At 63.7% G+C, this 12,326-nt stretch carries 14 protein-coding genes and 3 pseudogenes; 9 read left to right on the top strand and 8 right to left on the bottom strand.

Annotated elements, in window-relative coordinates:
* The first annotated feature begins 48 nt into the window (after positions 1-48).
* Positions 49-966, top strand: coding sequence for a Tn3 family transposase (locus ACFQ24_RS05390; RefSeq protein ID WP_380909536.1), 918 nt, complete (start codon positions 49-51; stop codon positions 964-966).
* A 15-nt stretch (positions 967-981) separates the two neighbouring features.
* Positions 982-1,467 carry a hypothetical protein gene (locus ACFQ24_RS05385; protein ID WP_013038662.1) on the top strand — a complete coding sequence of 162 codons (486 nt, stop codon included), beginning with the start codon at positions 982-984 and terminating at the stop codon, positions 1,465-1,467.
* Here ACFQ24_RS05385 and ACFQ24_RS05380 read toward each other — a convergent pair.
* From ACFQ24_RS05380 to ACFQ24_RS05365, 4 genes are all read right to left on the bottom strand, one after another.
* Entirely contained in the window at positions 1,464-2,090 is a 627-nt protein-coding gene (locus tag ACFQ24_RS05380; protein ID WP_013038661.1) for a histidine phosphatase family protein, read from the bottom strand. The two genes, ACFQ24_RS05385 and ACFQ24_RS05380, sit on opposite strands and share 4 nt — an antisense overlap.
* A gap of 168 nt (positions 2,091-2,258) precedes the next feature.
* On the bottom strand, positions 2,259-2,453 hold the full coding sequence (locus tag ACFQ24_RS05375) for a hypothetical protein (protein WP_021223634.1): 195 nt from the start codon (positions 2,451-2,453) through the stop codon (positions 2,259-2,261).
* A 54-nt stretch (positions 2,454-2,507) separates the two neighbouring features.
* Positions 2,508-2,789 (bottom strand): helix-turn-helix domain-containing protein, encoded by a 282-nt coding sequence (locus ACFQ24_RS05370; RefSeq protein WP_013038658.1) that lies wholly within the window; start codon positions 2,787-2,789, stop codon positions 2,508-2,510.
* Positions 2,786-3,109 (bottom strand): type II toxin-antitoxin system RelE/ParE family toxin, encoded by a 324-nt coding sequence (locus ACFQ24_RS05365; RefSeq protein ID WP_013038657.1) that lies wholly within the window; start codon positions 3,107-3,109, stop codon positions 2,786-2,788. The genes ACFQ24_RS05370 and ACFQ24_RS05365 overlap by 4 nt, the downstream gene beginning before the upstream one ends.
* 418 nt (positions 3,110-3,527) lie before the next feature.
* Between ACFQ24_RS05365 and ACFQ24_RS05360 the strand changes: the two are divergent.
* Positions 3,528-3,704: pseudogene (locus tag ACFQ24_RS05360) on the top strand (transcription elongation protein SprT); the annotation flags it as partial.
* A 49-nt stretch (positions 3,705-3,753) separates the two neighbouring features.
* Here ACFQ24_RS05360 and ACFQ24_RS05355 read toward each other — a convergent pair.
* Entirely contained in the window at positions 3,754-6,711 is a 2,958-nt protein-coding gene (locus tag ACFQ24_RS05355; RefSeq protein ID WP_011627729.1) for a Tn3 family transposase, read from the bottom strand.
* Positions 6,712-6,850: 139 nt separating this feature from the next.
* Here ACFQ24_RS05355 and ACFQ24_RS05350 point away from each other — a divergent pair, with 139 nt between their 5' ends.
* The 6 genes and pseudogenes from ACFQ24_RS05350 to ACFQ24_RS05325 all read left to right on the top strand — a co-directional run bounded on the left by ACFQ24_RS05350 (position 6,851) and on the right by ACFQ24_RS05325 (position 9,762).
* Positions 6,851-7,441: a recombinase family protein gene (locus ACFQ24_RS05350; protein ID WP_380909534.1), complete on the top strand. Its 591-nt coding sequence runs from the start codon at positions 6,851-6,853 to the stop codon at positions 7,439-7,441.
* Positions 7,438-7,707, top strand: a complete 270-nt coding sequence (locus ACFQ24_RS05345) for a hypothetical protein (RefSeq protein WP_380909532.1) — start codon at positions 7,438-7,440, stop codon at positions 7,705-7,707. Before ACFQ24_RS05350 ends, ACFQ24_RS05345 begins: the two co-directional genes overlap by 4 nt.
* Positions 7,708-7,739: 32 nt before the next feature.
* Entirely contained in the window at positions 7,740-8,189 is a 450-nt protein-coding gene (locus tag ACFQ24_RS05340) for a hypothetical protein (protein ID WP_380909530.1), read from the top strand.
* A 64-nt stretch (positions 8,190-8,253) separates the two neighbouring features.
* Positions 8,254-8,721, top strand: a pseudogene (locus ACFQ24_RS05335) (transcription elongation protein SprT); the annotation flags it as partial.
* Positions 8,722-8,842: 121 nt separating this feature from the next.
* Positions 8,843-9,478 carry a nucleotide-binding protein gene (locus tag ACFQ24_RS05330; protein WP_004213364.1) on the top strand — a complete coding sequence of 212 codons (636 nt, stop codon included), beginning with the start codon at positions 8,843-8,845 and terminating at the stop codon, positions 9,476-9,478.
* Entirely contained in the window at positions 9,478-9,762 is a 285-nt protein-coding gene (locus ACFQ24_RS05325; protein ID WP_013038654.1) for a ribbon-helix-helix domain-containing protein, read from the top strand. Before ACFQ24_RS05330 ends, ACFQ24_RS05325 begins: the two co-directional genes overlap by 1 nt.
* 28 nt (positions 9,763-9,790) lie before the next feature.
* Here ACFQ24_RS05325 and ACFQ24_RS05320 read toward each other — a convergent pair whose 3' ends face one another.
* From ACFQ24_RS05320 to ACFQ24_RS05310, 3 genes and pseudogenes are all read right to left on the bottom strand, one after another.
* The gene (locus tag ACFQ24_RS05320) at positions 9,791-10,894 is read right to left on the bottom strand and encodes a replication initiator protein A (protein ID WP_004213366.1); all 1,104 of its coding nucleotides are present in this window, start codon (positions 10,892-10,894) and stop codon (positions 9,791-9,793) included.
* A 1,056-nt stretch (positions 10,895-11,950) separates the two neighbouring features.
* The gene (locus tag ACFQ24_RS05315; RefSeq protein ID WP_380909528.1) at positions 11,951-12,157 is read right to left on the bottom strand and encodes a hypothetical protein; all 207 of its coding nucleotides are present in this window, start codon (positions 12,155-12,157) and stop codon (positions 11,951-11,953) included.
* A 62-nt stretch (positions 12,158-12,219) separates the two neighbouring features.
* A pseudogene (locus ACFQ24_RS05310) lies at positions 12,220-12,326 on the bottom strand (IS5/IS1182 family transposase); the annotation flags it as partial.

Here is a 12,326-nt window from a genome sequence, read left to right as displayed (position 1 = left end):
TAAGGTGGAGTTACCACACTTCACACGCCCACCGAGGAGTTGATCCCGATGACCGACGATAGATTACCGCTTGCCGAGCTGATGGCGAAGACCGGAGATGGAGATTTCCTGCGCACGATCGCCGAGAACGTATTACAGATCATCATGGAGGCCGACGTCGATGGCTTGGTCGGCGCCGGCCGGCACGAGCGTTCCGGCGATCGCACGACCTGGCGCAATGGCTACCGCGACCGCAGTCTCGACACCCGGCTCGGCACGCTCAATCTCAAGATCCCCAAACTGCGGACCGGCGCCTACTTTCCCGGCTTTCTGGAGCCAAGGAAGACCGTCGAGAAGGCGCTGGTCGCGGTGATCCAGGAAGCATGGATCGCCGGCGTCAGCACCCGGCGCGTCGATGAACTGGTGCAGGCGATGGGCATGACTGGCATCTCCAAGTCCTCGGTATCCAAGCTGTGCAAGGACATCGACGAGCGGGTCCACGCCTTCCTCAAGCGGCCGCTCGCCGGCGACTGGCCCTACCGCCAGCAGAACAGCCTCGCTGCGGCGCTGCGGGAGATCGGGCGGATCGAGCGCACGCTGTTCACGCTCCGCTGGTTCGAGGATCCGGCTCTGCGCCGTACCGTCACTGCCGAGTTGAACAAGGGCGAGGCCCGCAACAGCCTTGCCCGGGCGGTCGCCTTCCATCGGCTCGGCCGTTTTCGCGACCGTGGCCTGGAGAACCAGCAGACCCGAGCGGCCGCGCTCAACCTCGTCACCGCAGCGATTATCCTGTTCAACTGTCGCTATCTGGGGCGCGCCGTCGACGAAATGCGTCGTCGAGGAAGCCCCATCGATCCAGCTATGCTGTCCCGGCTCTCGCCGTTGGGTTGGGATCGCATCAATCTCACCGGCGATTATGTCTGGTCCGATCACCTCGATCTCGACGCCAACGGCCTCATGCCGCTGCTCATCAAACCGCTACCGTGAATCCGTGTCCTGATAATGCACAGGGGCCAACATGACGCGGCGGTGCGCTCGATCGCGCGGCGACTGGCGACAACCTATATCCTGCCGGCCTTGGCCGTGCGCGCGACCGGGGGGCAGGCGAACGGATCGCCGCTCGCCATACCGTTCGCCGGCGGCCTGCTACTCGGTCGCTTCCAGGCCGAACCAAAGATCGACAATTCAGGCGGCCATGTGACCTTCAACAAATATTGTATGCGGAATCACACCGTCTTTTACCCCACCCCGACGAATTTCGTTGTGCGAACCTACGTCAATCCGAAGCTGTTGAGGCCGGAACAGCATGAGATCGTGCGCGAGATGGAGGCATGGCTTGCGGCGCACCAGGCCGAAGCCGAGGCGGCCGTCATGCAATATCACCGGCTTGAAGATAACGACCAGGGCGAGTTTCTGGACTCCGCGAGCTGGGCGACGCTGCAAGCAGATTTTCAGGCTTTGTGGCCCCGGCTTTCCGCGCAGTTTTAGGCCGTGCCGGCCAGCGCCGGCGCACAGGACCAGCGGCCACCTTCCCAATGAAATCCTACCCGCTGCGCGTTGGCGATCGCGGGCGGCTCGCCCTTGCGCCAGAACGCCCGCATCTTGGCCCGTTCGTCCAGATGGGCGTCAGCGACGATCGCGCGCGCGGCCTGGATGAACTGCCCATGCCCGAACACATAGACCAGCGATGCAGCCGGCATGGCGGCGAGCCGCGCCAGCGCGGCCTCGCAGCGCCGTAGCAGGGTGGCGAAGCTCTCCGCCCCTTCCCCGTCGCAATAATCAGGATCGGCCGCGCTCCAATAGCGTTCGAGGTGCGGCATCCGCTCCGCGCTGCGCGTGCCGTTCCAGCGCGCCGGTTGCAGATAGGTGAACTCTTCGATCGGCCACACTTCGACCGGCACGCCGGGAAAGCGCGCGATCGTCGGCGCGGCCGTCTGCCGGGTGCGCGTATAGGGCGACGTGACGATGAGCGCGGGCGCTTGCGTCCAGCTCGCCGCGACTTCGCGCGCCTGTTCCTGGCCCAGCTCCGTCAGCTCGATCGCGCCGAGATCATCGCAGGGCACGCCGGCGTTGCCGGTGCTTTGGCCGTGGCGGATGAAAATCGCCCTCATAGCCGGTTGTCCCGGAGCCGATCGGGCGTCCAGCCTTCGGGCAATTCGTCGCCGGGTTCGGGAGGCCGATCGGGCACCTTGGCCAAGATGCGGTCAAGACCATCCAATGTGGAGCCTTTGGAACGCCGCCTGAAAAACTCCGCAGCCGTTTCCCCTTTGCGCGGCCGATCAATCGCCATCATGCAAATCCGTCATAAGCGCATCGACGCTGGGGAAGCGTGCCCCCTTCCCCGCTTCCAGTTCCTCGATCGCCGCGCGCGTCGCGGCTTGGCCGGTCAGCTCGGCCGTCGCCGCCATTTCGGCCTCGAACTGCGCCTTGCGCGCCTCATACTGGGCGCGGCGCTCTGGACTCCAATCCTTCATGCGATCAGCCACAAGATCGCGAAACGGGCGATGGCCTGCCATTTTGCCCGTCGCTCAGGCCGCTTCTTTCAGCGTCAACTCGACGTGCAGATGGGCCGACGCTGCAATGTTGACGAGCGCATCCAGGGAGAACTTGGCCAGCTTGCCGCGCAGCAGATCATTGGTCCGGGGCCGTGTCAGCCCAAGCCGCTTGCCCGCTTCGTCCTGTGAGACATTCCAGCCCTGCACCACCTTGCGGATTTCATACAGCAAGGACGAGCGCAGTTTCAGGTTCGCGGCCTCCTGCTCGGTATCAGCGAGCGCGTCCCACACGTTCTCATAGATTTCCGATGTCATTGCTCCGCCTTCCATCGTTTCAACCTTTGCGCCGCGAGTTCGAGGTCTTTCTTTGCCGTTGCCTGCGTCTTTTTCTGGAACGCATGAAGCACCAGAACCCGGTCTTCCAACGTCGCCAGATAGATCACCCGGAACGCGCCCGACGCTTCCCGGATGCGAATTTCCCGAACGCCTTGCCCCACGGTTTTCATGGGCTTCCAGTCGTCGGGATCGTCGCCGCGTTGGACAAGCTCAAGCTGCCAACCGGCATCTGTTCGCGCATCTTCGGGGAAGGCGCGAACATCGGCCTTGCTACTTCCCAACCACTCTACCGGCTTCATGAGGCTGGGTGTATCAAAACGGAGACATTAATTCAAGCTCCTTCGCCTTGGGCGTTCGGAGGCTGGGATTTGCGCCTGCCGCTGCGCGGCACCGTGGCCCTACTCGCTGCGCTCCCCAAGCCCGCAAGCGGTCTTGGCCCAAGGTGACGACCCACATGGCGGGGGCGAGATCGCAAGCGGATCTCGCTAGCCAAGGTGCCGGCGTTCGCCGGCGCGTCGTCTGCCTTGTGGGGGAAAGCCGGTCCCGGCCTTCTCTCCCCCGCAACGGGATTAGACGGGGCCGTGCCTCGCTGCGCTGCGGCCGCTCCACCCCCATCGAATCCCGCTGCCCCCCTCTCCCGCCGGCGTTCTTGGGCGTCCGTGTTCCGGCCGATGGCATGGCCATCGCCGGACAGGCGATTTGAAGGGAGTAAGGACGATGACCCACCAAACCCGTGAAAGCTGGCTCAATGCGGTGGCGCAGGGCATGGCTCCGCTGTTCGAGGCGCTGGACGCCCCCCTGCCCGACCGCGTGCGCGTGGCGATCGGCTTCACCAGCAGAGGCGCGAAGGCCAAGGCGATCGGCGAGTGCTGGGATAATCGCTTGAGGGGTGACTACACGAAAGTGACGCATCCGCACGCTAAGCGCGAACGTATGGTGAACGTTACGCGGCGAGCAACGAACTGATGGCGCGCAGTGGCCGCAGGACATCCGGATCGGGCCGATCTTCAACATTCCAGCTATAGTCGCCGGTGAGCGAGATATGTTCCCAGCCCAATGGCGCGACGTGACGTGCGATTTCGTCGGGCGTGCCGATATCAGCCAGCGCCACTTCGAGATAGCGGGTGTTCCACAGGATGATGGCGGCGACGAGCAGGTTGAGGCCGGAGGCGCGATAGGTCTGGTTCTCGAACCGCCGATCACGCAATTCGCCGAGCTGGTTGAAGAAGAGCGCGCGTGCGAGCGCGTTGCGGGCCTCGCCCTTGTTGAGGCCCGCCTGGGTACGCCGGCGCAGATCAATGTCGCGCAGCCAGTCGAGCATGAAGATCGAGCGTTCGAGGCGGCCCAGCTCGCGCATCGCGAGGGCCAGTCCGTTCTGTCGCGGATAGGCGGACAGGCGGCGAAGCATCGCCGAAGCGGTGGCGGTGCCGGTGCGTATCGATGTGGCGAACCGCAGCAGTTCATCCCAATGCGCCGCGACATGACCCAATGCGATCGGTTCGGCCGTCATGCCGGCAAGCAAGGGGCCGGCTTCCTGGCCGGGAAGGAGGTGCAAACGACGCTGCTTGATGTCGCGCAGGCGCGGCGCGAAGCGGTAGCCGAAGAAGGGCATAAGGCCGAACACATGGTCCGATGCACCGCCTGTATCGGTGTAGTGCTCCTCGATTGTCAGGCCGGTCTGCTGATACAGCAAGCCATCCAGCACATAGGGAGCTTCGCCGGCGGTCGCCGCGATTACCCGGGTCGCGAAGGGGTCATATCGATCCGAGACATGGGTGTAGAAGGCAACGCCCGGTTCGTTGCCGCTGCGCGCGTTGATGTCGCCGATTGCGGCGCCACGGCCCCCGGCATGGAATTGCTGTCCGTCGCTCGACGAGGTGGTGCCGTCTCCCCACAGCGCGGCGAGCGGCATGGCGCGATGGGCGTCGATCAGCCTTCCCAGCGCTTCACCATAGGCGGCCTCGCTGATGTGCCAGTCGTGGAGATGGGCGAGCTGGCGCAGGCTTGCGCCTCGGCAGGTTTCCGCCATGCGTGTGAGGCCGAGATTGATGCCATCGGCAAGGATGACGGTGAGCAGCGCATTGCGGTCGTCGGCCTCCCGGCCCGAACGCCGATGGATGAAGCATTCGCTGAACCCGGTCCAGGCATCGACCTCAAGCAGGAGATCGGTGATCTTCACGCGCGGCAGTCGGTCATAGGCAGCGCGACGGGCAATCTCGGTGGCGGGTGGCGTTGCCGCTTTCAGCGGCGAGATGATAAGGCCGCTTTCGTCAAGCCTGACCTGGGGCAGCTCGCCCTGTCGGGCGAGGACCGTCACCTGTTCGATCGCCGTGTCGAGCCTGGCGCGCCTTTCCTCGATATGACGATCGAAGTCCGTTTCGATGGCGAGCGGCAACGGCCCCTTCTCGCGAAGCGCGTCGAAGGTGGCCGGCGGGATGAGGTAGCTATCGAAATCGCGGAACTGGCGGCTTCCCGAGACCCATATGTCTCCCGCTCGCAACCGCTCCCGTAGCTGGGACAAGGCGCATAGTTCATAGGCGGCGCGATCGACGATGCCGTCCCGCAGGACGAACGGCCGCCATGCGGAGGGCACAAAGCGCAGCGGCACGCGATCAGGCAAGCGCCGTTTGCCGGTCCGGTATAGCTCCGCGATGATGGTAAGCGCCGACAGGAGTCCCTGCACCGCACCGGCGCCGCGAAATTCGAAGGTGTTGAGAAAGGCACCGGCAAAGAGCTTCACCGTGCGATGCCGCTCGATCAATTCAGCGGTGCGATCGACGGTTTCCGGTCGCCCGAGTACTTCGGCCCGCGCGACCGCCACGGCGAAGCGCTGCCAATCCAGCGCCTCGATCTGCGCCAGAGAGTCCACACCGTTGGTGCGCGCTTCGATGAGAATGCGGCAAGACCCTGTGAGCGTCCGGAGATGGCCTTGCAACTCGCGCACCGTCTTGAGGGCTTTGTCACGGGTCCGGTTCTCGGCGCGACGCGACATGCTGCCCAACAGCTTGTCGAACATCGTCAGGGTGGCATCGGTCAGGCTTTCCTCAAGACGGATGCCCTGCGCCGCCAGCGTCGCATGGCGGCGCAGGGCATTGAGTTCGCCAAGGTGCTGGGGTGTGATCCGGCTGCCTTCGTCCGCCAGCCTGTCAAAAGTCAAAGCCGGGATCATGTCGGCACGGGCGCGATCGAGATCCAGCGCGCGGATATGAGTGAGCCGTTCGATCAGGCGTAGGATGTTGCGCGCTGCCGGCGACTGTGGTGCATTGCGCAGCCAGGATAGCCATGTCGCGGCTTGCCCTGTTCGTCGGGCCAGCAGATCGTCCAGCCCCTGCAGCGTATCGGGCCGCAGGCCGTTCGTGAGCACTTCATAGGTAAGCTGTTCGGCCTGCTGGCGAGCACGCCGGAGTACCGCTTCGAGAACCGATGAAGAAGGCAGGAGGATCTGCCGGCGCCGAAGTTCGTCAACGATGACCCCCGCCATCTGGCCGGGGTGGACGATGGTCTGTGCGATCGGGATCGAGAATGCGACAACTTCGTGGAAAGCCTTGCGGTCGAAAATCCTGAACCCGTGCGATCGTCGGATTTCAACGAGATGTTCGCGACGGGTCTGGTCCCGATGGGCATAGTCCGCGAAGGCTTCGGGCGCGACGCCGAGTTGCTGCGCCACATAGGCGAGCACAGGAGCGGGCGGGACTTCACCCGCTTCCAGCGCACGGCCAGGCCATCTCATATAGAGTAGGAGCATCGCGTAGCCGAGCCGGGTGGCATCGCCGCGACGGCGGCCGACAATTTCCAGGTCGTCACCGGTCAGCGTATAGTGCCGCGCAATCTCGCGCTCATCGAGCGGCGCGCCATAATGCCCTGCCCAGATTTCCGCGCTCACCAGTCGCCGTCTCGCCAAGCACTATCTCCTTCCGCGTCCTTGTCCGTCAGACGGTGGTTGGACGGCCAGCGTGAATGTGTCCGTCAACTCTGGACCTCCGACGGCGATTCGGACAAGATCGCGTCAAGATGGGAAAACGGACACTTCGGACCTGCGCATGGCGCTGATCGGCTATGCGCGCGTCTCCACCGCCGACCAGAAGTTGGCGCTCCAGCATGACGCGCTGATCCGCGCCGGTTGCGAGCGCACGTTCGACGATCAGGCGTCGGGGGCCAGGGCCGACCGACCGGGACTTGCCGAGGCGCTCGCCTATCTGCGGGCCGGCGACACGCTGGTTGTCTGGAAGCTCGACCGGCTCGGCCGCTCGATGCGCCATCTGATCGCGCAGGTCGGCGATCTGGCGGCGCGCGGGATCGGGTTTCGCTCCCTGACCGAGAACATAGACACCACGACGCCAGGAGGGATGCTGGTGTTCAACATCTTCGGCAGCCTGGCCCAGTTCGAACGCGACCTGATCCGCGAGCGCACCCAGGCTGGCCTGCGCGCTGCGCGCGAACGCGGAGCGCAGGGTGGCAGGCGTCCGGTCGTCACCCCCGACAAGCTGCGCAAGGCGCGCGCGCACATCGCCGCAGGCCTGACAGTGCGCGAGGCGGCCGCGCGGCTGAAGATCGGCAAGACGGCGCTCTACAAGGCGCTGGAGGGTGCGGGCGCACAGCGCGTCGGCGAAACGGCAAGGACAGGCGCATGACAGGCGAACGCGATCCGAACATCGTCACCTCCGGCCTGTCCGGCACCGTTACCGAGCAGGGCATCACGGTCGAAGTCCACATCATCCGCCTCGAAGACGAGCCGGGCTGGACGCTGGAGGTGGTCAACCAGAGCGGCACCTCGACGGTGTGGGACGATCCCTTTGCCACCGACGATGCCGCATGGGCCGCTTTCCGCCACACCGTCGAGGAAGAGGGCATGCGCGCCTTTCTCGACCAGGCCGTCGTGATCCCGTTTCGGCGCTGAAACGTCAGTAGGCCAAGAGCAGGAGATCGACGATGCCGACAAGCGTTAGGCCGCTGTGGATCCTGACCGGATTGCTGCTGGCCTTCTATCCGGTTCTAAATTTTGTCTACTGGCCGCAGGTGCTCCGCTCGGGCGTCCTGCCCCCCGATGGCGACAGCATCGGCATCCCCATGTACGGCAGCATCCTTGTGACGATCGTCGCATCGCCCGTCGTGCTGGGCATCGCGTGGCTTTGTCTCCGGCACTATAATCCAGCGACCCGCCTTGCCACGATCAGGTGGGATCGCCCCATCCGCACGGTCGCGGCCAGCTTCGTGTTCGGAGGGGCTGCCGTACTGGTCGTCATCGGCATCTTCGCTGAACTGGGTCATGCGATGCCGTGGTACGAATACCTCTGGGCCGCATATGCGCTGGCTTGGGTGCCTTGGCTGCTCGGCGTACGGGCAGCAGTGATCGATCAGGACACCACGGCAGGCGACTGAACCCCGCCGTTCACTGCTCGTTCGCTCCTACCGTACGCAGAATGCACTTTCGTGCAGTCACCCCTTGAGCGCGGACGGCCATTTTGAAATCTTCATCCGGCCCGACCTGGCGCACGCGCCCGACGCCATGCCGGCGCAGATCGCGGCCATCCTCGCGCATGAGCTGGTCCATGCCGCAGTCGGCATCCCGGCAGGGCATGGGAAGGCGTTTAAACGGGCCGCCCTTGGGCTGGGCCTAGTCGGGCCGATGCGCGCCACCACCCCCGGCGAGGCGTTCCTTGCGGCCATCGCGCCGATCTTGGAGAGCGTCGGCCCCCTCCCCCATGCCCGCCTTGATACGGATGGAGAGTCGACCGCGCCCAAGAAGCAGAAAACCCGGATGCTCAAATGCGAGTGCGCGACGTGCGGCTATACCGTCAGGACCGCGCGCAAATGGTTGGAGCTGGCCGGAGCGCCGCTTTGCCCGATCGAGGATCACGGCCAGATGCAGCATGAGCCGCTGGACGATGACGAGGCCGAGCCGGAGGAATGATGCGCCGCGCTTTCGTCAGTTCAGATTCAGCGCCGCCCTATCGTCATTTCAGCGACGATAGGGCTTTCCCTCTCGGTTCACCGCGTATACAAGTATAGGACTATACGTGTAGGAGTGTAGCATGAAGGTTCTCGCCATTCTCTCACAGAAAGGGGGCGTCGGGAAAACGACGCTCGCCACCTGTCTGGCGGTCGCGGCCGAGCAGGCCGGCAAGGTCGCTGCGATCATCGACCTGGACCCGCAGGCGACGGCCTCGTTCTGGAAAGACGTGCGCCAGCTCGACACGCCCGCCGTGGCGTCGATTCAGCCGGTGCGCCTGCCCGCCATGCTCAAAGCCTGCGAGGATGCCGGCACCGATCTTGTCGTGATCGACGGGGCGGCGGTCGCGCGCGACGTGGCCTATGAGGCAGCGCGCCAAGCCGATTTCATCCTGATCCCGACCAAGACGGCCGTATTCGACACCATGAGCATGACGCACACGCTCGACGTTGTGCGCCAGCTCGACCGCGCCTTTGCCGTGGTCCTTACCTTCGTGCCCCCACAAGGTCAGGAAACCGGCGATGCGATTCAGGCCGTGGCGGAGCTGGGCGCGACGGTTTGCCCGGTGACGATCGGCAACCGCAAAGCCTTTTTCCGCGCCCAAGCCGCAGGCCAGGCCGTGCAGGAGTTCGAGCCGCACGGACCAGCGGCCGACGAAATCCACCGGCTATACGAGTATACAACTATACGCCTATACAATGAAGCGGAGGCGGCGTGATGGCGAAGGGCGGAAACAGTCTGCAAGCGGTGCTGAACCGCGCCAAGGCGGACGGAGACGCGGCCCCGGCACCAGCGCCGGCGATCGAGCCGGTAGACGTGTCCCGCAAGGCCCCGCCGAGCGGCCGACAGGGGACCAAGTTGATTGGCGGGCATTTCCCCCCGGAGGTCAGCACACAGCTTCGTATTATCGCGGCCGAGGAAGGGACGACCGTTCAAAGCCTGCTAGGCGAGGCGCTGGACGACCTGTTCGTGAAGAAGGGGAGGGGGCGCATCACCAGCTAGTATAGGTGTATAGCTGTATACGCCTATACTAGCGCAAGGGGGCGGTCTTGTGCTTGTTGCGGCAGAAGCCGATGAAGGCGGCGCGGGGGCTTTTCAGTTCCGGCCGTCCGCTGTCGATCCACCATGACACCCATTGGTCATAGAGCGCATACACGTCATAGCCAGGCGCAACGCTCTTGGCGTCGTGGAAGCCTTCGGGGTCGATATAGGGCCGTTCGGGTTCCGCCTCGATCGCCTCGACCGTATCCAGCGCCTCGCGATTGCGGAACGTGACCGTATCGCCGTTCATTTCCACGGCATAGTCGGGCAGATGATCGTGCGCGACGAGATCGCGCAGCATCGAGCGGAACACGCGCAGATGGCTACTCGCGCCAGTCTTTTTCTGTAGCGTTTCGACCGAGATCGACCATTTTTCCTGCGCGCCGCAATGCTTGCGCGCCAGCTCGTAGATGCGCCGTTCGAGCGGCTTGCGGAGACGGAAATAGTCGCGGTGCAGCGTCAGGACACTGCGCCCCTCGACCATCTTGAACAGCCAATCGGAGAGCGTGACCTTGATTTCCGACATTTGGCCGGAGCGGGTTTGCCGCACGATCCGCCATTCGTTGATGAGGCCGAACCCTTCGGTGATTTCCTCGCCATCGGCCTTGATGTTCGTGGTGATCCGCGTCCCCGACAGGCGCTCGAACGCGCTCCGCAGTCGGTCATAGCCGTCGCCATCGGTTTGCCGGTTGGTCCACACTAGCAGATCGCGCGCCGTGAGGTGCAAGGTGCGGCTCGGCCGCTCGCCCTGGTTCATCTTCCCGATGAGCTGGGAGATGCAGTAGATCAGAATATCCTTGTCGTGGATCGTCGCCAGCCCTTTGACGCTGGGGACGATTTCGAGCTTGTTGCCGTTATGCTCGTAGCGGAACACGCGCCGATCGGGCTTGGTCGCGAGCGAGAAAATCGGATGCTCCATCGAGGCCATGTCATCCTTGGGGATGGCGTCGAGAACATCGCAAATGAACAGATCGGGATCGGGATAGCGAACCGGCAACAGGGGAGGGCGACCCTCCGCGCCGTTCGGGGTTTCGTTGACGGCAAGCGGAAGTTCGGGGTTTCGTTGACGGTCAGGCTCGATTCGGGGTTTCATTGACGGCCACCGTAGATTCGGGGTTTCATTGACGCAACGAAAAAGTTCGGGGTTTCATTGACGCTCGCCGACGATTCGGGGTTTCGTTGACGCAGATTCGGGGTTCTGGAGTCACCGGATTCGGGGTTCCGTTGACGCCCAAGGCCAAAAAATGGCCGATTTCACTATTATATTCAGTATCTTACGGAGACGCCAAAATCCCGTAACACGACTCTTTAACCCATATATTAACACTAGGCCGCCCTGTGGATAACTTTTGCCGCGACGTGGTTTCACCCACCAGCATCCCGCCAGATCGGACAACCTGTCCCGGAAATCGGGACAGAGGCAGCGCGACTCACTGGCGCAGTGCTTGAAGCACGGTCAGAGGGAAGAAAAGCGCCGCCTCTTGGGGGCTTCGCCCCCGCCGGCTCGCGGCCTGCGGCCGCCCCGGATCGCTTTGCGATCCTCCCACCCGGCATCCCCCATGATGAGCCGGCTTCGCCGGCACGCTTTTTGTTGGATTAGGGATCGTTTAAACGCTGCGCCCCTGCCGCGACCACAGCGCCAGCGGCACCGTCGCAATTGGCTTTCCAGAAAAGCCAGGCGGATAGGGCAGCGATCAAGCCGAGAGGGCAGGGGAGGCGGAAACGTCGCGGCAGGGGCGATTTCCGGGCCGCTGGGCGTCATTCTGAGCGTTCGGCAGGGTTGGAGAGGTCGAGCGCCCGATGCCGCTCTACGGGCTTCCTAGGCGGCCGATTTTTTGGAAGCTAGATCCTCGCACGATCGCGCGCGACGACACGGAAGTGCGTTTTATGGACGCTAGGGCTGAAAAACGGCAACATCGGGTCCGAGCGGCCGCGATCGGCGCGGCGAGCTTCAAGATTTGTGCGCCAGACAACGATTTCGCGAACCTGGCCCGATCATCGTTGCGGGAGAGGGCGGAATCCTACGCTAAGAACCGGCAGGGGAGGGCGCGGAAAGTCCGCTAAACAACGCCCAGGCCGAACAGACGGCGAACTTGTATATTTGTATACGCCTATACATTCGCGCCCTGTGGCGCGTGGTGCTATCGCTTCAATTCAGGACGGGTTTGTCGTCGGCCGATGGATCAGCGTGGAAAAGGCCCTCCATCGGATTGTCGCGAATATACTCGCCGCCTTCGGCAAATGCCCGGAGAGGATCGTTGCCCTTCATGCGGCCAGCGGTGATTTCGCGTTCGGTCACGCGCAAAAGCACGGCCTTGTCGATCTGCCCGTCAACCAAACTCTCCTGGCGGAGCATGAGATGGTAAGTCGAAAGGTTATCGGCCAGAAAGCCGATGATCTGAGAGCCTGTCTTGAATCTCATGCGTAACGAGCGATGCGCCTGATGAGGACGACGGCGGCAGCTGCATATAGAAGTGCAGTTGCGGATTTGATGGTTCGCTCGAAGTCCTTTGCCAAGCGTCGAT

The organism is Sphingobium olei, from assembly GCF_042678845.1.
Taxonomy (GTDB): domain Bacteria; phylum Pseudomonadota; class Alphaproteobacteria; order Sphingomonadales; family Sphingomonadaceae; genus Sphingobium; species Sphingobium olei.
This window is presented reverse-complemented; position numbering and strand designations above follow the sequence as displayed.